The 26959-nt window shown below is 62.1% G+C and carries 25 protein-coding genes; 9 read left to right on the top strand and 16 right to left on the bottom strand.

What is annotated here, in order from left to right; translation table 11 throughout:
- Positions 1-18: 18 nt before the first annotated feature.
- A complete protein-coding gene (locus tag AC1DSF_RS01225) occupies positions 19-651 on the bottom strand; it encodes a J domain-containing protein (protein WP_478182202.1) in 633 nt (210 codons plus the stop codon).
- A complete protein-coding gene (locus AC1DSF_RS01230; RefSeq protein ID WP_478182203.1) occupies positions 648-1328 on the bottom strand; it encodes a hypothetical protein in 681 nt (226 codons plus the stop codon). Before AC1DSF_RS01230 ends, AC1DSF_RS01225 begins: the two co-directional genes overlap by 4 nt.
- An 86-nt stretch (positions 1329-1414) precedes the next feature.
- Here AC1DSF_RS01230 and AC1DSF_RS01235 point away from each other — a divergent pair, with 86 nt between their 5' ends.
- Complete coding sequence (locus AC1DSF_RS01235; protein ID WP_478182204.1) at positions 1415-2254, top strand: hypothetical protein; 840 nt, start codon at positions 1415-1417, stop codon at positions 2252-2254.
- Positions 2247-2663 (top strand): ankyrin repeat domain-containing protein, encoded by a 417-nt coding sequence (locus tag AC1DSF_RS01240; protein ID WP_478182205.1) that lies wholly within the window; start codon positions 2247-2249, stop codon positions 2661-2663. The genes AC1DSF_RS01235 and AC1DSF_RS01240 overlap by 8 nt, the downstream gene beginning before the upstream one ends.
- Before the next feature lie 20 nt (positions 2664-2683).
- Here the strand turns inward: AC1DSF_RS01240 and AC1DSF_RS01245 are convergent, their stop codons facing one another.
- Positions 2684-4117: a type IV secretory system conjugative DNA transfer family protein gene (locus tag AC1DSF_RS01245; RefSeq protein WP_478182206.1), complete on the bottom strand. Its 1434-nt coding sequence runs from the start codon at positions 4115-4117 to the stop codon at positions 2684-2686.
- A gap of 812 nt (positions 4118-4929) precedes the next feature.
- Here AC1DSF_RS01245 and AC1DSF_RS01250 point away from each other — a divergent pair.
- The 5 genes from AC1DSF_RS01250 (at position 4930) to AC1DSF_RS01270 (ending at position 11358) form a co-directional block, all read left to right on the top strand.
- Positions 4930-5256 carry a hypothetical protein gene (locus AC1DSF_RS01250; RefSeq protein ID WP_478182207.1) on the top strand — a complete coding sequence of 109 codons (327 nt, stop codon included), beginning with the start codon at positions 4930-4932 and terminating at the stop codon, positions 5254-5256.
- Complete coding sequence (locus AC1DSF_RS01255) at positions 5253-6791, top strand: relaxase/mobilization nuclease domain-containing protein (protein ID WP_478182208.1); 1539 nt, start codon at positions 5253-5255, stop codon at positions 6789-6791. The genes AC1DSF_RS01250 and AC1DSF_RS01255 overlap by 4 nt, the downstream gene beginning before the upstream one ends.
- 113 nt (positions 6792-6904) lie before the next feature.
- Positions 6905-8752 carry a type II toxin-antitoxin system HipA family toxin gene (locus tag AC1DSF_RS01260; protein WP_478182209.1) on the top strand — a complete coding sequence of 616 codons (1848 nt, stop codon included), beginning with the start codon at positions 6905-6907 and terminating at the stop codon, positions 8750-8752.
- Positions 8753-8881: 129 nt separating this feature from the next.
- Positions 8882-10519 (top strand): peptide chain release factor 3, encoded by a 1638-nt coding sequence (locus AC1DSF_RS01265; RefSeq protein WP_478182210.1) that lies wholly within the window; start codon positions 8882-8884, stop codon positions 10517-10519.
- On the top strand, positions 10519-11358 hold the full coding sequence (locus AC1DSF_RS01270; protein ID WP_478124900.1) for an HAD-IIB family hydrolase: 840 nt from the start codon (positions 10519-10521) through the stop codon (positions 11356-11358). The genes AC1DSF_RS01265 and AC1DSF_RS01270 overlap by 1 nt, the downstream gene beginning before the upstream one ends.
- On the opposite strand, the gene AC1DSF_RS01275 is transcribed toward AC1DSF_RS01270, so the two are convergent.
- From AC1DSF_RS01275 to AC1DSF_RS01300, 6 genes are all read right to left on the bottom strand, one after another.
- The gene (locus AC1DSF_RS01275) at positions 11352-11573 is read right to left on the bottom strand and encodes a SlyX family protein (RefSeq protein WP_478124901.1); all 222 of its coding nucleotides are present in this window, start codon (positions 11571-11573) and stop codon (positions 11352-11354) included. The two genes, AC1DSF_RS01270 and AC1DSF_RS01275, sit on opposite strands and share 7 nt — an antisense overlap.
- 156 nt (positions 11574-11729) lie before the next feature.
- Positions 11730-12467, bottom strand: coding sequence for an amino acid ABC transporter ATP-binding protein (locus AC1DSF_RS01280; RefSeq protein WP_478125278.1), 738 nt, complete (start codon positions 12465-12467; stop codon positions 11730-11732).
- A 24-nt stretch (positions 12468-12491) separates the two neighbouring features.
- Positions 12492-13157 (bottom strand): amino acid ABC transporter permease, encoded by a 666-nt coding sequence (locus AC1DSF_RS01285; protein WP_478124902.1) that lies wholly within the window; start codon positions 13155-13157, stop codon positions 12492-12494.
- 1 nt (position 13158) lies between these two features.
- Positions 13159-13884, bottom strand: a complete 726-nt coding sequence (locus AC1DSF_RS01290; RefSeq protein ID WP_478124903.1) for an amino acid ABC transporter permease — start codon at positions 13882-13884, stop codon at positions 13159-13161.
- 89 nt (positions 13885-13973) lie between these two features.
- Positions 13974-14876 carry an amino acid ABC transporter substrate-binding protein gene (locus AC1DSF_RS01295; protein WP_478124904.1) on the bottom strand — a complete coding sequence of 301 codons (903 nt, stop codon included), beginning with the start codon at positions 14874-14876 and terminating at the stop codon, positions 13974-13976.
- Between the two features lie 322 nt (positions 14877-15198).
- The gene (locus AC1DSF_RS01300) at positions 15199-16170 is read right to left on the bottom strand and encodes a LysR substrate-binding domain-containing protein (RefSeq protein ID WP_478124905.1); all 972 of its coding nucleotides are present in this window, start codon (positions 16168-16170) and stop codon (positions 15199-15201) included.
- Positions 16171-16228: 58 nt separating this feature from the next.
- On the opposite strand from AC1DSF_RS01300, the gene AC1DSF_RS01305 reads away from it, so the two are divergent.
- Positions 16229-17683, top strand: coding sequence for an amidase (locus tag AC1DSF_RS01305; RefSeq protein ID WP_478124906.1), 1455 nt, complete (start codon positions 16229-16231; stop codon positions 17681-17683).
- Here AC1DSF_RS01305 and AC1DSF_RS01310 read toward each other — a convergent pair.
- Positions 17680-18618, bottom strand: coding sequence for a 2-hydroxyacid dehydrogenase (locus tag AC1DSF_RS01310; RefSeq protein ID WP_478124907.1), 939 nt, complete (start codon positions 18616-18618; stop codon positions 17680-17682). The two genes, AC1DSF_RS01305 and AC1DSF_RS01310, sit on opposite strands and share 4 nt — an antisense overlap.
- A gap of 22 nt (positions 18619-18640) precedes the next feature.
- Positions 18641-20476, bottom strand: a complete 1836-nt coding sequence (locus AC1DSF_RS01315; protein ID WP_478124908.1) for an ABCB family ABC transporter ATP-binding protein/permease — start codon at positions 20474-20476, stop codon at positions 18641-18643.
- 40 nt (positions 20477-20516) lie between these two features.
- Between AC1DSF_RS01315 and AC1DSF_RS01320 the strand changes: the two genes are divergently transcribed.
- Positions 20517-20939 carry an acyl-CoA thioesterase gene (locus tag AC1DSF_RS01320; RefSeq protein WP_478124909.1) on the top strand — a complete coding sequence of 141 codons (423 nt, stop codon included), beginning with the start codon at positions 20517-20519 and terminating at the stop codon, positions 20937-20939.
- On the opposite strand, the gene AC1DSF_RS01325 is transcribed toward AC1DSF_RS01320, so the two are convergent.
- From AC1DSF_RS01325 to AC1DSF_RS01345, 5 genes are all read right to left on the bottom strand, one after another.
- On the bottom strand, positions 20940-21704 hold the full coding sequence (locus tag AC1DSF_RS01325) for an enoyl-CoA hydratase (RefSeq protein ID WP_478124910.1): 765 nt from the start codon (positions 21702-21704) through the stop codon (positions 20940-20942).
- A gap of 24 nt (positions 21705-21728) precedes the next feature.
- Positions 21729-22325, bottom strand: a complete 597-nt coding sequence (locus AC1DSF_RS01330) for a DsbA family protein (protein WP_478124911.1) — start codon at positions 22323-22325, stop codon at positions 21729-21731.
- A 6-nt stretch (positions 22326-22331) separates the two neighbouring features.
- Positions 22332-23162 carry an acyl-CoA thioesterase gene (locus tag AC1DSF_RS01335; RefSeq protein ID WP_478124912.1) on the bottom strand — a complete coding sequence of 277 codons (831 nt, stop codon included), beginning with the start codon at positions 23160-23162 and terminating at the stop codon, positions 22332-22334.
- 78 nt (positions 23163-23240) lie between these two features.
- The gene (locus AC1DSF_RS01340) at positions 23241-24440 is read right to left on the bottom strand and encodes an acetyl-CoA C-acyltransferase (RefSeq protein WP_478124913.1); all 1200 of its coding nucleotides are present in this window, start codon (positions 24438-24440) and stop codon (positions 23241-23243) included.
- Positions 24441-24451: 11 nt separating this feature from the next.
- Complete coding sequence (locus AC1DSF_RS01345; RefSeq protein WP_478182211.1) at positions 24452-26851, bottom strand: 3-hydroxyacyl-CoA dehydrogenase/enoyl-CoA hydratase family protein; 2400 nt, start codon at positions 26849-26851, stop codon at positions 24452-24454.
- Positions 26852-26959 lie beyond the last annotated feature (108 nt).

Consider the following 26959-nt stretch of genomic DNA (forward strand, 5'->3'; position numbering starts at 1 on the left):
ATTTCCTTTGCGCAGCCATCAGGCAACCCCGTGTTCCTTGCGCACGATCTCCATCGCTTCATTGACCATCTGGCTGAACCACCGGCTCGGCATGCCTTTGTCGGGGTGCACTACTGACTGAATCTCCCGGTAGCGCTTGCGCACGGCCGGCATCGAGGCGGCCTCGTCGCGGGTCAGGCCGAGGATGGCGAGCGCCCGGTCATAGGCCGGCAGGTCGTCGATGCTTGGACCCGCCTTGTGCGGCGGCTCGTCGCCCTCTTCGTCCTTCATCGCTGCGCGGTATTCCGCAAAGCTCTTGAATTCACGATAGCCGCTCCGCGCATAGTGGTTGAGCATCAGCAGCAGCTTCCCGACCTTACGGCAGTTCCGGGCGAGAGCCCGGCACGGCGGACCCGCTGTCACCAGCAGGCCCGTCCAGAGCACGAAGCTGAAAAAGCGAGCGCCAGTGATGGCAGCGCAGACCGAGGCGCTCCCGGCGCGCGCGAGAATCGCGGCGAGCGCGATGCAGCCCTTGCGGGATTGGATGGCGAGCTCGCGCAGGACGCTGACGGCGTAGGCGACCGCAGCCGCCATGATGGCAAGGCCTGCGATGATGAGGAGGGCCAACTGCCAGAGCGGCAACCGGACGAGCAGCTCGATGATGAATGTCATGCCAGACCTCCCGGATCGTTGGTCCAGTTGGCGTCGGAACCGCCGACCTTCCCGTTTCCCGATCGCGCGACGTGGTCGAGGGCCGCGTCCAGGTACTGCAGCCGCCGGATCACTGCATTGGCCTTCTTCGCGCCGTAGATGGTCGCAAGGTCGACACGCTGGTCGCCGTTGAAAAACACGACGTGGAACGAATCGCCGAAGAGAGGCTTCTTCCTCAGCACCTTGCCACGGTGTGCGGCTTCCGCCTGCGCAAGCTCGTGCGCCCGCTGCTCGTGAATGAGCAGGTCGTGGGCGAACATCGCGAAGCCGCCGTTCTTGCGGTCGTAGCGGCGACTCCAGAACGGGAAGGGGTGGGTCTTGACCTGGCCGACCGACAACGTCAGTTTCGTCCTTCGTTGAAGGACGAACTTGAGCGCCAGCGAGACGCTGTAGTAGGCGACAGCACCGGCAGCGCCGCCGATCGCCATCGTGTGCAGGTCGAAGTCCGTGCGAAGGGCGACCGCGCCGAACGCAACGGCAAGGCCTGTGCCCCAAACGTCGAGTAACGCGTCGATCAGCCTTATGCACCCCGGTGTCGGGGCGCGAAAGCTGATTTCGTAGGCTAGGCAATCGTCAGCGTCAGTGATCTGCCGGGTGGACGGATAGCCGTCGAGGGGAGAGATAGTGCGTGCGGGCATTTGAACCTCCATTGATGGTGGAGGTATGCTGGGTTCCGCAACAAGCGTTTCTCCACTCGCGTTCCACCCGCTCTCATGGAGGCACCGTGCATTTTTCGCCCTGGCAGATCGATCGCATGCGCCGGCAACTGAACCGCTACCAATACTATGGCGGTCCTAACAATTCCGCGTTGTCACTGACCAAGGTGTATCAGCGGCTCATCCAGTCGCCTGCCGTGGACCTCACCGGTAAGCACGGCAAAGCTCTTTATCAGTACGAGGCCTTTCGACGATTTTTGAATGAGGCCAAAAAGCAGGACTCTTTTGTCCTTGAGAATATATTTAAGTTTCTGGTTGCCGAGCGTTGGCTGAACCATGATGCATTTCTTAAAGAAGATGAGATAACAATGGAGATGCTTGAGGTCACCAAGCATCTTGCATTGTCTGATAAACAGACAAAAGAAATGCTTGCGGAACTCCCTGAAGGGTATAAGGCCCAAAAAACCTTGGGTAAGTCAGGCGGCGAGCCGACCAAATCAATATCAATCACGGTCGAGACCATGCTGAATGCAGATGGTTACAGCTTCCTTGCGGCGGAGCAGTACGCAGTCACAGACACAGACACAGACACAGACTCCGAGTCAGTTTGGATCAAAAAGGAAAACTACCGCGTTATTAATCCTCGGAGGCGTGGGTACGGATACTTCTTCGGTCAAATGAGGCTGCTGACAATAATCCTAGTCGGACCAACTGCTGATAGCCGGATCATATTTATTCAGTCTTACAGTCGACCAGTCTCTGGCATGAAATCGATATTCTTGCTGCGCATGGGAGAAGATATGGTTGCGTACCCGGAATCCCTTCTTGGCGACGATGACTCCTTAGAAATGGTGAATGCGTATCATCTAAAGGCATCAGAGTTGCTTGAGAAAGAACTCAGTGTCTGAGCAAGACCAACATCTCCGCGCTGAGCAGCGGGCGCAAGCAAAATCTAGCGACCTCGTGACAGAACATGACAGGCTGGATATCATGTTCCATTACGCCAAAGAAGGTGATGTGTTCATGCTCGAACACTTTGTCTCGACTGGGCGCGATGTGAATGCGACGGACAGCGACGGTATGACAGTGCTGCATCACGCCGTTGCGGTTGGGGCTCGCCCGTGCATTCGGATGCTGGTGCATCACAATAAATGCGATTATCTGATCCGAGACAATAAAGGGCGATTTGCCTCCGATATTGCGATGGAATGGAGCCAGGACTATGCCGTCGCCCGCCTTTTGTCAAAGCTCCAGAAGCGGCAGGCGCTCGCCAGAAATATTGATCTGTTTCCAACAGAGGACTCGCGCGACTTTTAACAAAGTCTACCGGCTTGTCCTCAAAGCAACTTTGCGAACGACGTTGAATAGTGTTCAACGCGCTCCAAGATCATCGGATGTCTGCCCGCCCAAAATACAAGCTGGCGTTTGTTCGGGTCTGACCGCGCAAAGGTGCGCATGATCTCGTCCGGTGTCATGAGATCGTACAGATTGACCGAGCGGTTTTTTCCGGTCATGCCCTTGGCTGAGTGATCGCCATCCACATCGCCCTGACTGAAGGTCTCGACCTGGGCCTTTCCAAGGCGACGGGAAATGTATTCCGCTGTCGCCATGTCATTGTTGCCGAAGAACTGGAGCACGCCAGCATTGCCGGCGAACGTCTCCCAGCGGTCGCCGTAGAGGGCTTTGCCCTGACTCCAGTCCTGAAGGATGAACCAGAGCTTGACGCCGAAAGAGGCGATCAGGCCTGCGGCGGTCTCAAGCTGGCGCATGTGCCCGAGCACCGGAAACTCATCGAGACACGCCAGGACCGGCACATCTGGAATAGTTTCCTCGCGCTCCATGGCGTCAAGGAGCTGGATGACAAAGAGGCGCATCCATCTTTTCGACAGCTCGGCCCGGGTCGCCGGGAAACAAAGATAGACGCTGACGCCCTTCGGGTTCGTCTTCAGATCGCCAAGCTTGAATGTGCTGTTGCGCAGCACGCGGCGAAACGCCGGGTAGTCCAAAAACTTCGTGTGGCGCGCGATCGTTGACTGGACTGAGGCCAGCTCATTGCCAGCCTTGCTATAAAAGTCCTGCGCCGCCGTGCGCAAGGCGTAGGCGACTGGCTCGGCCTCCGGGTCCATCGCCAGCATCTCGGCGTTGCGCAGCATCGCCGCGCCAAGCGGGTAACGTGATGGGCCTTTTGTCGCGGTGCCCTCATCCTCGCCAGAGAGGATGAGAGCGCCGGCCAGAAGCTTGCGGACCGTGATCAGATCACGTGCCTTTGCGTGCTCCCCATCAGTGGCCACGTGGATGATCACGCCCTCAATGAAGTTGCGGGCGCTTTCGTCCCAATGAGGGTCGCGCTGGTCGGGACTTGTCACGACCACCGCGTCCGCAATCTGCGCTGCATCCTCAAGAAAGGTCTCACCGTCGAGATCGAGGATGTCCATCGGGTTGTATGCCGCGCTGAATTGCTGGAGCCGGGCAGGCAATCTGCGGAAAGGGTCAAGCACGTGAATCGTCTGGCCGAGCGTAGCGCGTCTTTCTGCCGTCAGCTGTGCGAGCTCACCTTTGGGATCAGTCGCAAGAATGCTTCCTGGATAGAACATCAAATTGCTGATAAGTCCCACGGACTTTCCGGTGCGCGACCCTGCCACCGTCATCATGTGCCGGTTGTCGCTGATTCCCAGCAGCTGATCTCCAACCGCTCCGATCAAGACCTTGTCGCCGGGCGCCTTGTGGTCGAAGGCGAGAAGTTTTGATGTCACGATCTGCTCATAGTCCATCCAGCGTGCCGATGGTGCACGTTGTTCGCCTAAGGGCCTTCTCATAACGCCACGGCCCACGTCATCGAAAAGACGCGCGTTGAGAGCCTCTGCAGATCCGGTTGATTTCGTTGCCATGATGGTCCTCGGAAGAGTTGACGATGGAAGAGTCGTCGATCCTCCCATGTCCCTATCGTCTTCGGGAATCCTCGTGGCTACAGACCATCGCGGATAGCAAAAGGCCGCTGCGGATTCGCTGTTCGAGATTCTTCGTCCTCTTAGCAAAGCGTTAAGCCATCGCGGCGTAGCGTGAAGAGAGGAGGAAGAAAAATGCGAGCGAAGCGAGCCACAAGGTGTGCGTGGTGTCACCTATTCGGTGACCCCACGCGCACCTTGCTGGGGGTACTTCCAGTCCCCCGCAGACCCCCCTCGGAACTCCGTCCGTCGACCCGCTTTATTGCGGTTCTTTGGGCCGAAGTTGCAACGGTTTCGCCGTTCCTATCACGACCAAAGGAGACTGCGCTCTCCTCTGGACACCATCGCGCAGGGGCACTTCGTAGCCCCGTGCACCCTCGACCATGGGCTGTCGCGCCCCTGGACCCACGACCGGTGTTCGGCACCGGCTTCGACCAAAGGGCGACTTCGCTCTCCCTTTGGAAACCCATGACCAGGAGCTCGTCGCGCCCCTGGACCCTGCGACCGGCGTTTCGTCCCCGGCTGACGACCATGGGGCATTTCGCTGCCCCCTGGACCCCATTCGACCGCCCACGCACGGGCCGGACCGCGAGGAATGGGAGAGGAGCGCGCAGGGTTTGCACGGCTACGGTGACACCATGACACCCAAGGACCGCGAACCTACGATTTCAGTCCGGTTGCCGCTTGGCGGGCGCACCGATCTTGATGCTCGCGCGCGGGCCGCAGGCAAGACGCGCAACGCCTATATCGTGGAAGCCGCGCTTGGGTCGTCGCCTTCCAAGCGCCGGCCGGTGCCGTCCGTGCAGCAACGCATGTTCGGACTGATCGTGGCACGGGCGGCCCGCGCAAAAGATCTTGGGAAGCAGCTGGCTGCAGTTGACGAAAGTCCGGCTCTGGGGGAATTTCTGCAGCTGCTCGACGATATCGGAAGCTGTGCTTTTATTGGTCTTGGAAAAGACCCATGATCCCATTCGCGTCACAGCGCGGCGGTGGACAGGATCTGGCGACGCATTTGCAGAATGCCTACGACAACGAATTGACGGAGGTTGTCGAGCTGCGCGGCGCAATCGCTTCTGACTTGCATGGGGCTTTCAAGGAATGGGAGGTCCAGGCCGAAACCCTCACGCGCTGCCAGAAATACCTCTACAGCCTTTCGATCAATCCGGATCCTGCACAAGGCGAAATCACCCGCGCGCAATACAGCGATTACATCCGCCGAGCCGAGGAGGCGCTCGGGCTGACAGGACAGCCGCGCGCAGTTGTATTTCATATCAAACACGGCCGTGAACATTGCCACGTTGTCTGGTCGCGCATTGATGCAGAGCGGGGCAAGGCGGTCCATATTGCCTTTGACCGCGACAAGCTCATGCAGGTCACGCGCTCCTTTGCCAAAGAACATTTTCTTGATCTTCCTGCCGGCTACGACAAATCAAGAAAAATTGGCCAGGAAACCCTTTATGAAAGAGCCAAGCAAAGCCAGACCGGGCTTTCCAAATCCGATCATGCGCGGCAAATAACCGATGCCTGGATAGAGAGCGATAGCGCGAAGGCGTTTGTCAATGCGCTGGCGGAGCGGGGCTATATTCTGGCGCGCGGCAAGCGTCCCTATGTTGTCGTCGATTTCTACGGTGATTCACATGCGCTGGCCCGGCTTATTGACGACAAGACCGTCAAGACACGGGATGTGCGGGCCTTCCTGGAAAAGGATTTCCCTGAGGATAGCCTGCCGACAGTTGCGGAAGCACAAGACCTTATTGCAAGCTATCGCAAGACCAGTGAGCGAAATCTTCAAGAGGAGCGTATTGCGGCACCTCTTGCCGCGCTGAAGCATGCGCAGAAGCTGCGCCGCCTTGCGTTGGATCAGGAACGGATTGCGCTAGAGCGTCGTCACGGTCAGGCGCGGGGATCTCTCATCGCGCAGCAACGTGATGAACGACACGTGCAGCGCCGGTCGCATTTGGGGCGCATGTCGACGCTGCGTCAGCAGCGCTCGGAATTGCGCGTGCATGGACTTGCAGGATTTCTCGGCCGGGTGACTGGCGTCAGCGCCATTCGGCGCGCAGTTCACCGGTATAGGGACCGCAAAATTCTGGAAGAACAAAAAGTTCAAAGGGTTGCGCTTCAGGCAAAGCAGCTCGCAGAAAAGAAAGACCTCGCGGAGCATCAGGCGCTGCAGTCGCGCACTCTGGACCGAAAGCTTCGGTCGTTGACAAAGGTGGAAGACCGCGAGCTTGCCGCCCTGAAACGGGACGGACTCAAAAATCAGCGTGTTCAGGAGCGCGAGGGTTATGAAGCAATGCCACCGCTCGATATCGCGCGAAGCAAAGTCGCGGACAAGCCGCTCGGGCCTGAATTCGAAGCGGCCAAAGAGCGCGGGGCGCAGCCCCCGCCTGATCCTGTCCGGGATTTCAACCAGGCGGCCAGCGCGCGGGAGCCTGAGCGCCGAGACGACGGAGGCCGGGCGAAAGCCCCGGAAAATGGCCCGGAACGCGAGCGATAGGCCGTCGTTTTCTAACTTTCCCGGACTTGAAGTTCGCGAAAGTTCGTTGTTCCTTGAAAGTGAACGCCGACTTTGCTAACCTTCTCGCATCTGAGATACGGGAAAGTTAGAAAATGGCACTTCATCTGGTCGGCGAGACGATTGACAAGACCCGCAGCCACTATCTGGCTGAAACGGGAAAACTGCTGCAGCTGATGCGCGGAATCTATGTCGATGCCGGTGACGATGTCGACCAGGTCGTGATGGCGCACGCGGTCCGCATCGCTCGCTACCTCTATCCGCGAGCCTATCTTTCGGCCGCCAGCGCCGTGCTCCTCGGGCCGACGCGTGACGGACGCCTGTACTTGAGCGGCAGCCGCGCTCAGCGGACACGCATTCGCGGCCTTGAGATCGTTCAGAACAGAGCACCGGACCGGCCATCGGTTGCCGGTGCGGTCGTCGCCGACAGCCTTGGCGAGTTTCCGGTGTCCGCATCGGCACCACGGCAAAGGCTCCTCGAAGCGTTGCGCCAGCGCAGCGAGCATGCAGCGTCGATCGACGCCGACATGCGGGAAGCCATCGCGGCGCGATTGATTGAAGAATATGGCGATGCACGCGGTGCCGCCGATGCGGTCTGGGCTCTGGCCAAAGAGAACGACTGGTACAAGGAAGGCGAAGGGGCGGAAAAATATCTGCTGCGTCGACCTGGCGCTGGCGAGCCGCCGCGCAACGAAGCAGCGTTCGCTCTTCAGGTGGCGTGGCACAAGCTGCTGATCGGGCAGCTTTCTCACGATGGCTTTGAATGGCGATGGACAAACACCGTGCGCGAGCCAAAGCTGCCGCCGCTTGTCCGCCAGATCACGCCGGGGCGGCTGCCGCCCTTCATCGTGTCGCTGCTGCCAGAAGGATGGCTGGAACATGTCCTGAAGGAGGCCGACGAGCGCACCGTCCTGCGCGAAGGCAAGCGCTACATGTCCAACATCACGATCTCGGAACGTACCGAAGAGCTTGAGGCTTTGCCTGCCGACAGTCTTTCCACGCGCCTTGCGTCATTCGCCGGTGACGGGGTATTCACCGGGACCTATGCCGGTCCCGGACGCGGTGCGTTCGAGAGGGACTTCGAGCAGCGCCTCGCGCGCCTGTATCAGAGTGCCGACACACCGCGTCTCTCCGGTGTGCAGATCAAGGCACCAATGCACTTAGGCGTGGACGGCATTCTTGCGCCAGCCACAGCTGTACCGTTTACCCACATCCTCAAGCCGGCAGGGACCAGCGGGTTCGAGGCGCTGCCCGTTGTCGAATGGATCGGACTCGGCCTGGCGCGCGCCGTCGGGTTCGAAACACCGGATCACGCGCTGGTTCCGATGCCGGGTGACCTGCCGCCCGCGCTTCTCGTCGAGCGATTTGATATCCGGAACCAGGACGGCGATGCACGCCTCATCGCCATGGAAGACATGTGCTCGGTGCTTGGGCTCGGCCCCGAGGACAAGTACACCGGCACCATGGAACGCATCGCCAGGGCGCTGCGTCCGCTCTCAACGGATCCTGAAAGCGACCTGCGCACGCTGATGCAGCGCGCCTTGTTCGCATGGCTAATCGCCGATGGCGATATGCATCTGAAGAACATGGCGCTTCTCAAGATCGCGCGCGAAGGCGAAGAGAACTTCCAGTCGGTGCAGATGGCTCCTGTCTACGACACCGTCACCACACGCGTCTTTCCAAATCTTGCGCATGACCGCATGGCGCTCAAGCTCAACGGAAAAGACGAGCGATTGCGCCGCGCCGACTTCGTCGCCCTCGCAACCCTTGCCGGCCTGCGCGCGGGCGACGCCAACGAAGACATCGACAGGATGCTTGAACGGCTTGGCGCTGCGCTCGATGCTTTGGCGGTTCCGCGCATCGCTCTGGCGACCGCGCCGACCGCTGAGACTGCAGAGCGGACGCTGGCGCTCTGCCGCGAGCGCCTGGGCGCATTCAGCTAGATCAGCCACTACCCTGAGACAATTGACCCAAAGTGGCAGTGCCCGCAGGCGCGACGAACGGCTCCCCGGGTTTCTCTGCCACGCTCTTGATTTGCGTACATAAACGCGTACATATTCGTCGATTCCCTCATGTCATCCGATCTTTTCCTCAAAGAAACCAAGCGCCGACGCACTTTTGCTATCATCTCCCACCCCGATGCCGGCAAGACCACGCTGACCGAAAAGCTGCTGCTGTTCTCCGGCGCGATCCAGATCGCCGGTTCGGTCAAGGCGCGGAAGGCGACCCGGCATGCCACCTCCGACTGGATGGAGATCGAGAAGCAACGCGGCATCTCGGTCGCTTCTTCTGTGATGCAGATGGCGTATCGCGAGCACGTCATCAACTTGCTCGACACGCCCGGGCACAAGGACTTTTCCGAAGACACCTACCGCGTGCTTACCGCGGTCGACTCCGCGCTCATGGTGATCGACGCTGCCAACGGCGTCGAAGCGCAGACGCGCCGCCTGATCGAAGTGTGCCGCCAGCGCGACACGCCCATCATCACGTTCGTCAACAAGATGGACCGAGAGGTGCGCGAGCCGCTCGAGCTGCTCGACGAGATCGAACGCGAACTGGGCATGCCTTGCGTGCCGATGACGTGGCCAGTCGGCCAGGGCAAGTCCTTCGGCGGCATCGTCAACCTGCGAACGCACGCAATGACCGTTTTCGAATCCGGCAGTGAGCGCCTTCCCCAGGATTTCGAAACCATTCCATTGACCGACCGCGAGGCGCTGCAGAAGCGCTTCGGCCATGAATTCGACACCGCCATGGAAAGCATGGAACTCGCCACTGGCGCGTCGCCCGCCTGGGACCGCGAGGCCTTCCTCGCCGGCAAGCAGACGCCTGTGTTCTTCGGCTCCGGGGTCAACAACTTCGGCGTGATGGAAGTGCTCGACGCCTTGGTCGACCTCGCGCCGCCGCCGCAACCGCGCATCAGCACGACGATGGTCAACCGCCAACCGGTCACGAAAGAGATCCTGCCGGACGACAAGGATTTCGCCGGCGTGGTCTTCAAGGTCCAGGCCAACATGGATGCCAACCACCGCGATCGCATCGCTTTCGTGCGCATGGCTTCCGGCCGATACACGCCGGGCATGAAGCTCAAGGTGCAGCGCACCGCCAAGGAACTGCGGCCGACCAGCGTGGTGACCTTCATGAGCCAGCGGCGCGAGGCCGTCGAAGAAGCCTATGCAGGCGACATCGTCGGTTTCACGACCCATGGCGGCGTGCAGTTGGGCGACACCATCACTGATGGCGCTTCGCTGCAGTTCACCGGCCTGCCCTTCTTCGCGCCCGAGTTGTTCATGACCGTGATCCTGAAGAACCCGCTTCGCACCAAGCAACTGCAGCAAGGCCTGGCGCAGTTAGGCGAGGAAGGCGCGATCCAGGTGTTCCGGCCAGAAATCGGCGGCCCGATGCTGCTCGGTGCGGTCGGCCAACTGCAGTTCGAGGTCGTGCAGCACCGCCTGAAGACCGAGTACGACGCCGACATTCGCCTCGAAGGCTGCCAGTACACCGGCGCGCGATGGATCACCGCCGATACGCCTGCCGAACTGCGCACCTTCGTCGATGCCTATCCGGCACGCATGGCGCGCGACGCGGCCGACACGCTCGCCTTCCTGTGCACTTCGCCCTATGACGTTCGGCTCGCGCAGGAACGCTTTCCGAAAATTCATTTCCACCCCTTGCGGGAGCATGCCGGCCTCGCGCTGCAGACGGCGGGCTGATGCGCACGCCCACATTGGATGCTGCCCAGCAGCGGATGCAGCCACTGAATCAATGGCCCCGGCAACCGCGGCGACAGTTGGTTGGCGTGTTCACTGACATCGACGACACGCTGACAACGGAAGGCGCGATCACGCAAGACGCCTTGCGGTCCATGGCCGCACTGAAGGCCGCAGGATTGCATGTGGTGGCGGTGACGGGCCGCCCCGTCGGCTGGAGTGAGCCTTTCGCCACTGCATGGCCCATCGATGCGATCGTTGCTGAGAACGGCGCGGTCGCTCTCGTGCCGTCTGCCACTGGCGAACTTGAAAAGCGCTACCAGCAAGACGCGGCCACGCGCGAGCGCAACTTCAAGCGCATGCAGGACGTGCTGGCGCGCATCGAGCGTGAAATTCCGGGCGCGCAACGAGCCACGGACTCCGCCGGACGCGAATGCGACATTGCCATAGACCACAGCGAATTCACAAGTCTCAGCGATTCGCAAATTGCCTCCGTCGTCGCACTGATGCAAAGCGAGGGCATGCACGCGACGGTGAGCAGCATTCACGTCAACGGCTGGTATGGCGACCACAACAAACTGGCCGGCGCCCGCTGGATCGTGCGCGAACTCTGGAACCGCAGCCTGGACCTGGAGATGTCTCGCTGGGCCTATGTCGGCGACTCAACCAACGACGCACTCATGTTCCAACACTTTGAACACAGCATCGGCGTCGCCAACGTCCGACGCTTCGAGGCCGCATTGCCGCATCTCCCCCGCTACGTCGCAACTCACGAGCGAGGCGCCGGCTTCGCAGAAGCCGCGGCCGCAGTGCTCAGCGCGCGCGACACCACCCTTCAGTAGTGCGGCGGTAACTCGTCCCGCAGGTTGCGCGATCCACCCCCTGCGCTCCCCTCCGGAATCTGTTGCCGAAGCTGCGCCACCTGCAGCAATAGCGCATCGATCTGTTGCTGTTGCCGATAAATAGTCAGATTCAGCTGATCCAGCAAATCCTCAGTAAAGCTGGCCTTGATCTCCAACTCGTCCAGCCGGCGGTCCGCATCGCGCAAATTTTCCATTCCGCCATTGGACCTGAAATCTCAAGCGCTCCGCCCCCTCTGGAGGCACAGCCCCATCCCAGAGCCGCCGCGGAACCGGCTCCGCCGGGCCGCCAGCGGCGCCCCCGGTAGGGGGTAGGCGAAGCGACACGAAGTGCGCGCAGCCTGGGGGCGAGCTCAATGCGCCAGGATCTTGTTCAAGAAGTCCTTCGTTCGCGACTGCCTGTTTTCCGGATGCCCGAAGAACTCGTCCTTCGAGCAGTCCTCAAGGATCCTGCCACCCACGTCGATGAAGATCACGCGGCTCGCAACCTTGCGGGCGAATCCCATTTCGTGCGTGACCACCATCATGGTCATGCCTTCCTTGGCGAGCGCGACCATGACGTCGAGCACCTCGCCCACCATCTCCGGGTCGAGCGCGGAGGTCGGCTCGTCGAACAGCATCACGATCGGATCCATGCTCAGCGCGCGGGCGATCGCCACGCGCTGCTGCTGACCGCCGGAAAGCTGACCCGGAAATTTGTCCTTGTGCGCCATCAGGCCCACGCGGTCCAGCATCTTGAGGCCGCGGGTCTTTGCTTCGTCGGCGCTTCGGCCGAGCACCTTGATCTGCGCGATCGTCAGGTTCTCGGTCACCGAAAGGTGGGGAAAGAGTTCGAAGTGCTGGAACACCATGCCGACCTTCGAGCGCAGTTGCGGAAGATTGGTCTTGGGGTCATGAAGCGGAATGCCATTGACCGTGATCTCGCCCTTCTGGAAAGGCTCCAGCGCATTCACGGTTTTGATCAGCGTGGACTTGCCGGAGCCCGAAGGGCCGCACACCACCACCACGTCGCCCTTGGCGATGCTCACGGAGCAGTCGTTGAGCACCTGCACGGGCCCATACCACTTAGAGACGTTCTTGATTTCAATCATTTTGTCGGGCATCTTTTTTCTCCTTCAGCGGATGATGGCGATCTTCTTGTGGAGCATCTTGACCAGACGCGAGAGCGAATAGCAGAGCACGAAATAGACGACCGCGGCCAACAGATAAGACTCCACGGGCCGCCCGAAATTCTTCGCGACGGTGTCGAAGCCCTTGAACAGATCGTAGGCGCCGATGGCATAGACGAGCGAGGTGTCCTGGAACAGGATGATCGTTTGCGTCAGCAGCACCGGCAGCATGTTGCGGAAGGCCTGCGGCAGGATCACCAGCTTCATGTTCTGGCTGTAGGTCATGCCCACGGCCTGGCCTGCGAAGACTTGGCCGCGCGGAATCGACTGTATGCCGGCGCGCATGATTTCGCTGAAGTAAGCAGCCTCGAACGCAATGAACGTGATGATGGCCGAATATTCGGCACCGACCGGTCGTCCGATCATGTTCGGCACCAGCAGGAAGAACCACAGGATCATCATCACCAGCGGAATGCTGCGCATGCCGTTGACGTAGATGGCTGCGGGGACGTCCAGCCATTTCTTGCCCGAAAGCCGCATCAGCGCCAGCAAGGTGCCGAAGACGATGCCCCCGGCAGTCGAAACGACCGTCAGGAACACGCTGAAGTAGAAGCCCTTGAGCAAATAGCTGCTGACGGTGGCCCACGTAAAGAATGAAAGATCGAGATTCATCTCAGTGGCCTCCCGTTCCGCCGGCCACCACGAAGCCAGGCACGCGGACCCTCTTCTCGACCCAGGCCATGATCCGGTTGATGATCATTGCCGAGATGATGTAGAGCACCGTCACCGCCAGGTACATCTCGGACACGCGCGAAGTCTCTTCGCCGGCCTGCATCGCAAACTGGATCATCTCGGGAATCGACACCGCGAAAGCGACCGACGAATTCTTGAAGATGTTCATCGATTCGCTGGTGAGCGGCGGAATGATGATGCGATATGCCATCGGCAGAATCACGTAGCGGTAGTACTGCGGCGTGGTAAAGCCCATCGCCATGCCCGCGTAGCGCTGCCCCTTCGGCAGCGCCTGGATGCCCGAGCGCAACTGCTCGGCGATGCGCGACGACGTGAAGAAGCCAAGCGCGAAGACCACCAGCAGAAATGGCGGTACGCCCGCAAAGACCGGAAAGATCTTCGGCACCACGTGGTACCAGAGAAAGATCTGCACCAGCAGTGGAATATTGCGAAACAGTTCGACCCAGGCGTTGCCGATGCGGACCAGCCAAGGGCTGTTCGGCAGCGTGCGAATCACGCCCACGATGGAGCCGATCACCAAGGCCACGACCAAGGAGCAAAGCGACACTGCGACCGTCCAGCCCCAGGCGGAGACCAGCCATTGCCAATACGTCGGAATCTTGCCGCCCGGGTCTTCCAGGAATACTTGCCAATCCCAATTTCCCATCGGACCTCCTCAGGCCTTTATTGCCAATTTGATTCTTGAAAACAAACGCCCGCCGCAAGGGGCGGGCGTCTGATGTCAGTGCATGCCGATCACTTGGCGACGTACGCTTCCATCGGCTTGTTGTTCGGGTTCGCCCAAGCGTTCTTGGTCGCTTCCGACATCGGGAGGCCGACCTTGGTGTTGGTCGGCGGGATCGGCTGCATGAACCACTTGTCGTACAGCTTGGCCAGCGAGCCGTCGGCGATCTGGCGCTTGATGCTGTCGTCGACCGCCTTCAGGAAGGCCGGATCATCCTTGCGGACCATGCACGCGATCGGCTCGACCGACAGCGCTTCGCCAACGATCTTGAAATCGGCTGGGTTCTTCGACTTGGAAATGTTGCCGGCGAGGATCTGGCCATCCATCACGAAGGCGTCGGCGCGGCCGGATTCGAGCAGCAGGAAGCTGTCCGCGTGGTCCTTGCCCATCACTTCCTTGAAGTCGATGCCCTGTGCGCGTTCGTTCTTGCGCAGCGTCTGCACCGACGTTGTGCCGGTGGTGGTGGCCACGTTCTTGCCGTTCAGGTCCTTGATCGAGTTGATGCCGGAGTTGGCCTTGACGGCGATCCGCACTTCCTCGACGTAGGTGGTCACGGCGAAAGCCACGTCCTTCTGGCGGGTCGCGTTGTTGGTGGTCGAGCCGCATTCGAGATCGACCGTGCCGTTCTGCACCAGGGGGATGCGGTTCTGCGAAGTGACCAGTTGGCGCTTGATGTCCAGCTTGGGCAGGCCCAACTGCTTCTGGATGTCGGCCAGGATGCGTTCGGACATCTCGGTGTGGAAGCCGACGAACTTGCCGTCGCCGATCGTGTAGGCCAGCGCACCGGACGAGTCGCGCACGCCCATGGTGACAGTGCCGGTCGACTTGATCTTCGCGAGGGTGTCATTGGCCTGTGCGAACGCTCCGCTCATGGCGAGCGCCAATGCGGCCAATGCCAATACCTGCTTCTTCATAGAAATACTCCTGAGTGCTTAAAGGTAGGTCGGGATTCTAGACATTCACATTCTGCGGGATACCGGGACCAACCCGGTGCGCGACGCACCGGCGTCGAACGCTTCCAGCGTGCAGGAGTGCCGCGTTGGTGCGCCCAACGCGTCGCGCATCGGCACTCTTGCTTAAGCAGCCTTTGTGCCCAGTTCTGCGCCGGGACTGTAATGGAGCCGGATATCTCGCGCCAATGCCGTATGCGGCTGCCGACATGCCTCGGGCTTATAGATTTGTGCAGCGCACAACAACGCACAGCCGTGCACAACCGACGGGCCCCTGGGGCAGGTCTCAACGCGGCTGCGTACCGACCAGGTAAGCCCAGAGCGCTTCGACCGTGCCCTTGGCCTGCGGCGAAGGCGCGTCATTCTTGCCGTTGCGGCCGACGGCCTTGGCAGGTGCGGCGGGGCGCTCGCGATAGGCACGGATCTCCATGGTGGCTTCGAGCCGATCGATTTCAGGCGGCAGCGCACTCACCAACGTGCGGGCACGGGCTTCTTTCCGGACCGCACTCTGCGGCAGGAAGGCAATGCCGTGACCTTCCAGCGCCATGACCTTGAGCCCTTCGGCCATGTCGGTTTCGTACACCCGATCGAGATGAATGGCCGTGCCGGATTCCTTGAGCAACTGGTCGACCACGCGGCCCAGGTACGCACCCGGCGCATAGCCGAGATACGGCAGCGGCTGCCCGGCACGCCCCGGCAGGCGAAAACGCGGTGCGCCGTCAGCGTCCGGCTTGACCCATGGCGCGACCACCTCCTCACCAAGGCTCACCATTTCATAGCGCGTGGCATCGAGCGGCAGGGGTTGCGAGGGATGGTGATAGGCGATCAGCAGATCGCAGCTGCCCTCCACCAGCCGCAGAACGGCGTCGTGCACATTCAGAGCGATCAGCCGGCTCTTCATCGGCCCGAACTGTTCGCGCAGGCTCGTGACCCAGGACGGAAAAAAAGTGAAGGCCAACGTGTGCGGAACGGCGAACTCGATCACATCCTGGCCCGCCGCCGAATGGCCTCGCAACATGGCGCGCGTGCTCTGCAAAGCCTGCAGCATCTCGATGGCTTGTCCGTACAGCGTCTGCCCTGCGGGCGTCAGGCGCGTCGGGTAGGAACTCCGATCGACGAGGTCGGTGCCGGCCCAACCTTCCAGCGCCTGGATGCGGCGGGAAAAGGCAGGCTGTGTCACGTGGCGCAACTGCGCCGAGCGGCTGAAACTGCGCGTCTCGGCCAGGCTGACGAAGTCTTCAAGCCACTTGGTTTCCATGATTCCATTATGCGAGCGCTGCGACATACTTCGGCGCTCCACTCCTATCACGCTTGCCATGAAACCCAACGAGATCCTCGAAGTCGATGCGACGAGTCTCTCGCGTCGGATAGCAGCGCGAGAGGTGTCGTGCCGCGAGTTGATGGCGGCCTCCCTGGCGCGAATCGACGCTTTGAATCCGCGCTTCAACGCCATCGTTTCGCTGCGCGATCCGGAGCAGTTGCTTGCCGAAGCGAACGAGCGGGATGCCCAACTCGCGCGCGGCGAACGGCTCGGCTGGATGCACGGATTTCCGCTCGCCGTGAAGGACCTGAGCCACGCAGCGGGGCTGCCGACCTCCATGGGCTCGCCGTTGGCGCCGCGTTCGCCATCGCGAGTGGACAGCCTGCACGTGGCACGCGCCCGCAGCGCCGGCGCCATCGTGATCGCCAAGACGAACACGCCGGAATTCGGGTTGGGCTCGCACACCTACAACACAGTTTTCGGAACAACGCTCAACGCCTATCAACCCACGCTGTCCGCCGGCGGCAGCAGCGGCGGCGCGGCCGTGGCGCTGGCGCTGGGCATGCTGCCGGTGGCTGATGGCAGCGACATGGGCGGCTCTCTTCGCAACCCAGCGGCCTTTAACAATGTGATCGGCTTCCGGCCCTCCCGCGGGCGTGTGCCGGGGTCGCCCGACGACGAACTGTTCATGCAGCAACTCGGCTGCGAAGGGCCAATGGCGCGCACTGTGGAAGACGCCGCGCGCCTTCTCGCCGTGCAGGCGGGCTTTGATAATCGCGTTCCGCTGTCATTGCAAGACAAGCTCCCTTCACCAGACACTCTGCAGCTCGAAGGAGAAGTGAAGGGTCTTCGCATCGGCTGGCTAGGCAGCGTCTGGCCCGATCTGCCACTCGCTCCCGGCGTACGCGAACTCTGCGAGCATGCGCTGCAGACCTTCCATGACCTTGGCTGCACCGTCGAGCCGCACCAACTGGATGTGGCGCGCGACCAGAACTGGACCGCATGGCTGCGCCTTCGCCAGTTGCTGGTGGGCGGCAAGCTGGGCGCGGCGTTCGCCGACCCGGCGTTGCGCGAAAAGCTCAAGCCCGAAGCGCAATGGGAAGTCGAGCAGAGCTTTCAGCTCGATGCTGCGGCGCTGTACCAGGCGTCGTTGTATCGATCGAACGTCTACCGCGCGTTCGTCCGCGCCTTCGAGAGTTTCGATTTCGTGGTGGCACCGACAGCACAGGTCTTTCCCTTTGACGCCAAGCTTGCGTGGCCCGCCCAGGTCGGCAACGTGCAGAGCGATACCTACCACCGCTGGATGGAAATCGTCACGCCTTTCACGCTCGCCGGGCTGCCCACGCTCAATGTCCGCGCAGGTTTTGGCGAAGGCGGTCTGCCGATGGGCCTGCAGATTGCCGGGCCGATCCACCGCGACCTTGCGGTGCTGCGGCTGGGCGACGCCTATGACAAGGCATGCGGCTGGGGCGCCATCCGGCCCTCCGCCCTGGACGAGCTGCCGACTTAGATCGGCGAAACGACGCCCCGCCCGGCGAAGTGCCCTTCGGCGTTTTCCATGAAGCGGTTGACCGATGCTTGCGTCGCCTCCGGCGACCAGCCGGCCATGTGCGGCGTCAGCAGGACGTTCTCGAGCCCGACAAGCGGTTCCGGGCGCTGCGGCTCGCTCTCATAGACATCCAGACCGGCGCCGGCTATGCGGTTGTCCCGCAGCGCCGCCGCTAGGGCTTCGGTGTCGACCACGCTCCCACGCGAGACGTTCACCAGGAAGCCTTGCGGGCCGATCGCATCGAGGATCCGGTCATTGACCAGATGCCGCGTACCCGGGCCGCCGGGGGTGGCGACCACCAGCATGTCCGCCCATTCGGCCAAAGCCTGAAGGCTGTCGAAGTAGCGGTGGTCCGCGCCTTCTCTCGGCTTGCGGTTGTGATAGCCGATCTCCATGTCGAAGCCCGCGGCGCGCTTGGCGATCTTCTGGCCGATGGTGCCGAGGCCGAGGATGCCCAGCTTCTTGCCCGACACATTGGGTGGATGCGGAATCACCTCGCGCCAGACGCCTTCGCGGCACAGCCGATCCAGGGTGCGGATGCGGCGCACGATGCCGATGAGCAGCCCGAACGCGTGGTCCGCCACACAGTCGTCGTTGGTGCCGGCGCCGTTGGCGGTTGCGATACCGCGTGCGCGCGTGACTTCGAGTGGGACGCCTTCGTAGCCCGCGCCCATGCAACAGACGAGTTCGAGCTTCGGCATCGCCGCAATTTCCTCGGGCGTGATGCCGATGACGCCGATGGTCAGCAATGCGCGGAACTTGCTGCCGTGCGATGCGATGGCCGCGGCGCGCTGCTCCGGAGTGGGCGCGTAGGTCAGGTCGTAGACGGCTCCAATCTGCGCTTGGTGGGCACTCGAAAGGCTGTTGAGCACCAAAAGAGGAATCTTCCCGGACATTCAAATCACTCCTGAAAACAAATCACAGCACGGGCTCCGCCGCCTCGATTTTTTGCAATCTCCACATCTGCGCGTACTTGCCCTGCTTTGCCAGCAAGTCGGCATGCGTGCCGCGCTCGACGATCACACCGCTTTCGAGCACGAGAATCTCATGCGCATCGACCACTGTCGAAAGCCGGTGCGCAATCACGAGCGTGGTCTTGTTGCGCGCGGTGCTCTTGAGTTCGGACTGGATCGCCCGCTCGTTGGCCGAATCCAGCGCGGAGGTCGCCTCGTCAAAGATCACGATCGGCGGATTCTTCAGCAGCGTGCGCGCGATCGCAACGCGCTGCTTTTCGCCACCCGAGAGCTTGAGCCCGCGTTCGCCCACGGGCGTTTCATAGCCCTTGGGCGTGTGCACGATGAAGTCGTGGATCCGTGCGGCGCGCGCGGCTTCTTCCACCTCCTCGCGACTGGCGCCCGGCCGGCCATAGGCGATGTTGTATTCGACCGTGTCATTGAAGAGCACCGTGTCCTGCGGGACGATGCCGATCGAATGCCGAACGCTCGCCTGGGTCACCTGGCGAATGTCCTCTCCGCCTATCGTGATGCGGCCCTGCTGCACGTCATAGAAGCGATAGAGCAGCCGTGCCATCGTCGACTTGCCCGATCCCGAAGGTCCGACCACCGCCACGGTCTGCCCCGCCGGAATTTCGAAGCTGACGTTCTTGAGGATCGGCCGCGCGGGCTCGTAGGCAAAGCTCACGTTTTCGAAGCGCACGGTCGAATCGAGGCCCGCCAGCGGCTTCGCCCCGGGCGCATCGCGCACTTCGCGCTCTTTTTCAAGCAGCACGAACATCTTGTCGAGATCGGTCAGGCTCTGCTTGATCTCGCGATAGATCACGCCCAAGAAGTTCAGCGGGATGTAGAGCTGGATCATGAAGGCATTGACCATCACCAGGTCGCCCAGCGTCATGCGTCCGTCGACCACGCCCTGCGTCGCACGGTAGAGCATCGCGACGAGGCTGACGGCAATCAGGCACTGCTGCCCTGCATTGAGCATGCTCAGGGTGGTCTGGCTCTTGACCGCCGCCTTGCGGTAGCGCTCCAGACTCTCGTCGTAGCGTCCGGCTTCGAAGTCTTCGTTATTGAAGTACTTGACGGTCTCGTAGTTGAGCAGCGAATCGACCGCATGGCTTTGCGCCTTCGAGTCGAGTTCGTTCATCGTCTTGCGGAACTTGGTCCGCCACTCGGTCACCGTGACGGTGAAGGCGATGTAGACCACCAGTGCAGCCAGCGTGATCCAGACGAAGCCGGAGTCGAATTTCACGCCCAGCACCGACAGCACGAGCGTCAGTTCGATGATGGTCGGCACGATGCTGTAGAGCGACATCGAGATCAGCGAATGCACACCGCGCGTACCTCGCTCGATGTCGCGCGTCATGCCGCCGGTCTGGCGCTCCAGGTGAAAGCGCAGGCTCAGCGCATGAAGATGGCGAAAGACTTCGAGCGAAATGCTGCGCGCCGCGCCCTCGGTGGCCTTGGCGAAGACCAACTCGCGCAGTTCATTGAAGACTGCCGTCGAGAGCCGCAGCAGTCCATACGCCAGGAGGAGCCCCATGGGAACCACCAGCAGCGACGCGGCGCTGCCGGGCTTGATCGACATTGCATCGACCAGGTTCTTGAGCAGCACCGGCACGCCGACATTGGCAACCTTGGCGCCGATCATGAAGGCAAGCGCCGCCATGACCCGCCATTTGTAGTTCCAGAGGTAAGGAAAGAGCCTTCGCAGGGTCGCCCAGTCAGAGCGATCGCTGCGGGCCGGCTGGCTGGCCGAGACGTGGTGGTGTGAAGAAATGGCTTCGCCGCTTCGGCGCATGGGAGACAATCGTGGCTGTTATTTGATCCAGATTGTGCCCATGTCCGCTTCTTCCAGTGCCAATGTGGCTGCCAAGCTCAAAAGCCTTCCGGCCGACATGGAACTCGTGCTCAAGGTCATCCCGATGCCGGCCGACTGCAACGCCAATGGCGACATCTTCGGCGGCTGGGTCATGGCGCAGTGCGACCTTGCGGGTTCGGTCATCCCGGCCCGCTATGCCAAAGGCCGGATGGCGACCGTCGCCGTCAATGAATTCGTCTTCAAGCAGCCGGTGCGGCTGGGCGACATCCTCTCGTTCTATTCGAAGCTGGACCGTATCGGACGCACTTCCGTCACCGTGACAGTCGAAGTCTTTGCCGAGCGCTTCAAGGCGCAGGGCGAATACATCAAGGTGACCGAGGCCACCTTTACCTATGTCGCCATCGACGACAACGGCCGCCCACGGCCCATCGCCACGGACTGATCAAAGGTCCTTGAAATCAGGGCGGCGCTTTTCCATGAAGGCGCTGAACGCCTCGCGCGCCGCGGGTTCGCGCAGCATGCGGCCGAAGCTCTGGGCCTCCTCGCCGATGCGCTCCAGCAGTGCGGCCTGCTGCGACTTCTTCATCAGGCGCTTGGTTTCGATCAACGCGCTCAGAGGCTTCGCCGCCAGTTTGCGCGCCTGTGCCTGGGCAATGCTGTTGGCTTCGGTCGGCGGCACGACGCGATTGACCAAGCCGACCTCGAGCGCCGCTTCGGCCATGAAAGGCTCTCCCAGCAGCAATGCCTCGGCGGCGCGGTGATATCCAAACATCTGCGGCACCAGCAAGCTCGATGCCGCTTCGGGGCACAAGCCGAGGTTGACGAAAGGCATCGAGAACGCCGCGTTGTCGCCGGCATAGACGAGGTCGCAATGGAACAACATCGTCGTACCGATGCCCACTGCCGGACCGCAGACGGCGGCCACGATCGGCTTCGGGAAAGCCACGATCCCGCGCAGGAAGCGGAACACCGGCGAGTCCTGCGTCGAAGGCGGCGCATTGAGAAAGTCGCCGATGTCGTTGCCGGCACTGAAGATGGTGGCATCGCCCTGGATCAGCACGGCACGCACCGCGCTGTCCTGCTCGGCCTTGGCCAGCGCGTCGGCCAGTTCGCCGTACATCGCGCTGGTGATCGAATTCTTCTTGTCGAGGCGATTGAAGGTGAGTGTCATCACACCGGCTTCGGTGTGGACGAGGATGTCGCTCATGATGGGTCCTTGCAAAAAAATGGGTCAGGCGGCGAGCGCCTCGCGCACGAAATCGAGCCTGTCCTGGCCCCAGAACATCTGGTCGCCGACGAACATGGTGGGCGCGCCGAACACGCCGCGCTCCACCGCCTCCTGGGTGACCGCCTTGAGGCGGTCTTTCACGTCCTGCGCGTTGGTCAGCGCGAGCAGTTTCGCAGCGTCGAAGCCCGCCTCCTGCAACACGGCGCCGACGATTGCAGCGTCGTTCAGGTTGCGCGGCTCGACCCACATGGCGCGATAGACCGCATCGACATAGGCCTGGAAGCGTTCCGGCTCATGCATCTGCATGCCCGTGGCGCCCCGCATCAACACGAGCGTGTTGATGGGGAAGTGAGGGTTGAACTTGATCGGCACCTTGTAGCGACGCGCAAAGCGCGCAAAGTCAGTGAAGATGTAGGGCGCCTTGGCCGGGATCGTTGCCGGCGAATGATTGCCCGTGGCCTGGAACACGCCACCCAGCAGCATCGGCTTCCAGACCAGTTCCGCACCTGCATCGGCGCAAATTTTCGGCAACTGCGTGGCCCCGAGGTAAGAGGCCGGGCTGCCGAAGTCGAAATAGAAGTCGACGGATCGCGCGGTCATGTTCGATCACTCCTTGAAGTAGACGATCTGGTTGCTGGTAGCCAGCAAGGCGCCCGTTTCGCTCCAGAGTTGGGCGGCCTGATCGAAGTAGCCATTGCGAAACTGCTGTCCGGTGGCGCGCCCCAGCAGGTAGCCGCTGCCGACCTGGTCGAGCAACGCGGAATCGGTGTGGAAATAGGTCGTGATCGATACCGTGCCGATCGGCACCGGCGTGGCACGCCGAAGCCAGACTCGAGGATAGAACGTATCGCTCAATGCGGCGAGCGATGCGAAATCCAGCGGGCGCGGTGCATCGTCGCGCAGCCACATCAGCGTTTCACTATGGTCACCGGTACCGTCCCATTTCGTGGGGATGACGCCCTTGATGGGGCGCATCTCATACCGCTGGAGCCATTCCACCTTGGCTGGACCGATGGTGAGGCGCGGCACCGCCTCCGGAGAAGGCACGTCGGGCATCGGCAAGTCGTTGGCACCCCAAGTCTCGCGGCGCACTGCCGTGACCACCGTCCCTGTCGTCGTGACGTGCCGCCTGCCGTCCGTGTCGGCCTGGGTCATCTCGACGGTCCAGTGCTGCGTCGAGCGATTGGTGCGCACTGGAATGGCAAGCACCTCGAACTCGCCCGCACCTGACGCGGCGGCATAGTTCACCGTCAGCGCGACGGGCTCGCCTAGCAACTCAGGATGCCGCAACACGGCCTGCAGCATCACCGCTGCGGTCGTGCCGCCGAATGGCCCGACCATGTTCCAGTAGTCCTGGCTGGTCGCGCCGGTGAAGAGCCCCGCGCGGATGTCGCTGTGCGTCAGCGCGAGGGCCTTGTCGAGGGGATGTGTGTTCATGGCGCGAGTTTGCCTCCGTGTCAACGAGTCGTGCAGTCGTGTGGGAGACGCCTGCTACTGCTCACAAACCCTCAGGCATCAGACGCGCTCGAAGATCCCTGCCGCGCCCTGCCCCATGCCCACGCACATCGTGACCATGCCGTACTTCAGCTTGTTGCGCTGCAGCGCGTGCACCACGGTCGCGGAGCGGATAGCGCCGGTCGCGCCCAGCGGATGCCCGAGCGCAATGGCGCCGCCCATCGGGTTGACCTTGGCCGGGTCGAGGCCCAGCGTGTTCATCACGGCAATGGACTGCGCCGCGAAGGCTTCATTGAGTTCGATCCAGTCGATGGCGTCCTGCGTCAGCCCGGCGTAGCGCAATGCCGCAGGGATGGCCTCGATCGGGCCGATGCCCATGATGTGCGGCGGCACGCCCTTGCTCGCAAAGCTTACAAATCGCGCGAGCGGTTTCAGGTCGAACTGCTTGCAAGCCTTCTCGCTGGCCAGGATGAGCGCGCCGGCGCCATCGGAAGTCTGCGAACTGTTGCCAGCCGTCACCGTGCCGCGTGCAGCAAACACGGTTCGCAGCCTGGCGAGGCCTTCGATCGACGTGTCGAGACGCGGACCTTCGTCGAGGCTGACCGTGCGGGCCTTCGAGATGACTTCGCCCGTCTCGAGGTTGGGCATGCGGTCGGTCACTTGGATCGGGGTAATCTCGGCGCTGAAATCGCCAGCCTTCTGCGCAGCCAGCGCGCGCTGGTGCGATTGCAGCGCGAACGCATCCTGCGCTTCGCGGCTGACCTTCCATTGCTGCGCCACTTTTTCTGCCGTGAGGCCCATCCCGTAGGCGATGCCCACGTCGCCGTCGCGCTCGAAGATCGACGGCGACAGCGAGGGCGAGTTGCCCATCATCGGCACCATGCTCATGCTTTCGACGCCGGCCGCGATCATCAGCTCCGCTTCGCCGACGCGGATGCGATCCGCCGCCATCTGCACGGCCGAGAGGCCGGATGCGCAGAAACGGTTGACCGTGATCCCGCCGATGCTGTTGGGCAGGCCCGCGAGCACCGCGCCGATGCGCGCCACGTTCAGGCCTTGCTGCGCCTCGGGAATCGCGCAACCGCAGATGATGTCCTCGATCGCCTTCGGATCGAGCCCCGGCACGGCGGCGAGCGCTGCCTTCAGCGTGGTCGCGAGCAGGTCATCGGGACGGTAGTTGCGAAAGTACCCGCGATGCGATTTACCGATTGGCGTGCGGGTGGCGGAGACGATGTAGGCGTCTTGAATTTGTTTGCTCATGATGTCTGTCCTTAGTTCCGCACGGGCTTGCCGGTGCTGAGCATGCCCATGATTCGCTCTTGCGTCTTGGGATGCACGATGAGCGAGCAGAAAGCCTTGCGCTCGAGCGTCATCAGGTATTCCTCGGTCACGAGCGAGCCGGCGTCGACGTCGCCGCCCGTCACCACTTCGGCGATCAGGCTGGCGATGTGGAAGTCGTGCGCGCTGATGAACCCGCCGTCGCGCATGTTGACCAACTGGCCCTTGATGGTGGCTGCTCCACTGCGGCCCGCTACCTTGAAGGTGCGGCGCAGCGGCGGGCGCCATCCGGCGTCGGCCATGGACCTGGCCTGCTGCAAGGCGACGTAGAGCAGTTCATCCTTGTTCGGCACGATGATGTCGCTGTCCAGCAGATAGCCGAGCTTCTTCGAATCGAGCGCGCCCGTGCCGACCTTCGCCATGGCCGCTGCTGTGAAGCCTTCCGTCAGGAAGGGCAGCAAGTCGGTGCCGGTCGAGGCTGCCGCGTTTTCTGCGGCGCGGCGTGCGATGTAGGTCAGACCGCCCGCGCCCGGGATGAGGCCGACACCCACTTCCACGAGCCCGATGTAGCTTTCCATCGCTGCGACGCGCTTTGCCGAGTGGACCGCGAGTTCGCAGCCGCCGCCCAGTGCCATGCCGCGAACGGCGGAGATCACCGGCACGCTGGCGTAGCGAATCTTGAGCATGACGTTCTGGAGTTCTTGCTCGGCCGATTCGACCGCACCGATGCCTGCGACCACAAAGGCGGGGAGCATGGCTTGCAGATCGGCGCCGACAGAGAAGACCTCGTCGGGCGACCAGATGACCATCGCCTTGTATTCCTTCTCGGCAAGCTCGACGCCCGCGGCCAAAGCTTCGGCGACGTCCGGGCTGATGGCGTGCATCTTCGAATGGATGCTGGCGATGAGCACTTCGCCGTCGAGCGTCCAGAGGCGCACGTCGCCTTCGTCCTGGATCGTGGTGCCGGCCTGGTTCGCGTCCGGAGCATTCGCGCCGAGAACGCTTTCAGGGAACAGCTGCCGCGCGTGCACCGGCAAACGGCGCCGCGCGACGAAGCGGCTCTGCGAGGCACTCCACGAGCCTTCGGGCGTATGCACGCCGCCGGCTTCGGCCACCGGGCCCTCGAAGACCCACTTCGGCAGCGGTGCGGTCGACAGCGCCTTGCCTGCATCGATGTCTTCCTGAATCCAGGTGGCGACCTGCTTCCAGCCCGCTTCCTGCCAGAGCTCGAACGGCCCCTGCTTCATGCCGAAGCCCCAGCGCATGGCGAAGTCGATGTCGCGCGCGCTTTCGGCGATGGTCGCGAGGTGAACCGCCGCATAGTGAAAGCTGTCGCGCAAAATCGCCCACAGGAACTGGCCCTGGGCGCCTTCGCTCTCGCGCAGGAGCTTCAGTCGCTCGGGAGCCGGTTTTTTGAGCATGCGTCCGTAGACTTCGTCCGCCTTGTCGCCCGAAGGCACGTATTCGCCCTTGGCAAGATCGAAGCGCAGGATGTCGCGACCGGCCTTCTTGAAGAAGCCGGCCTTGGTCTTCTGGCCGAGATTGCCGAGTTCGAGCAGCTTGGCAAGCACTGGCGGCGTCGCGAAGTTCGCATAGAACGGATCGCTCTTTTCGTCGAGGTTGTCTTGCAGCGTCTTGACCACGTGCGCCATCGTGTCGAGGCCCACCACGTCCGCCGTGCGGAAGGTACCCGAGCTGGCGCGGCCGAGTTTCTTGCCGGTGAGGTCGTCCACCACGTCGGACGTGAGGCCGAACTTCTCGACTTCCTTCAGCGTGGCCAACATGCCGGCGATGCCGACGCGATTGGCGATGAAGTTGGGCGTGTCGTGCGCGCGCACCACGCCCTTGCCGAGCGTGCTGGTGACAAAGGCTTCGAGCTCATCGAGCACCCTCGGCTCTGTGGTCGGTGTGTTGATCAGCTCGACCAGGAACATGTAGCGCGGCGGATTGAAGAAGTGAATGCCGCAGAAATGCGGCTTGAGCGCTTCCGGCAGCGCTTCGCTGAGCTTCGTGATCGACAGGCCCGATGTGTTCGAAGCAAGGATGGCGTGCTTTGCCACATGCGGCGCGATCTTCTTGTAGAGATCGAGCTTCCAGTCCATGCGCTCGGCAATCGCTTCGATCACGAGGTCGCATTCGCCGAGCTTGGCAAGATCGTCCTCGTAGTTGGCCTGTTCGATCAGGCCAGCATCGGCCACGTCGCCGAGCGGCGCAGGCTTGAGCTTCTTGAGATTGTCGATCGCACGAGAGACGATGCCGTTCTTCGGGCCCTCCTTGGCAGGCAGGTCGAACAGAACGACGGGCACGCGTACGTTGACGAGGTGGGCGGCGATCTGCGCCCCCATGACACCGGCGCCGAGCACGGCGACCTTTTTCACTTGGAATCTGGACATAGCTGGACCTAAAAAAAGGATCGATTGGTTGGTGGAACACCGTGGAACCGGCTCCGCCGGGCCACCGGTGTTGCCCCCTCGAGGGGGGAGGCGGCTACACGAGGTGAG

The sequence above is a fragment of the Variovorax sp. 01N429 genome (assembly GCF_056399425.1).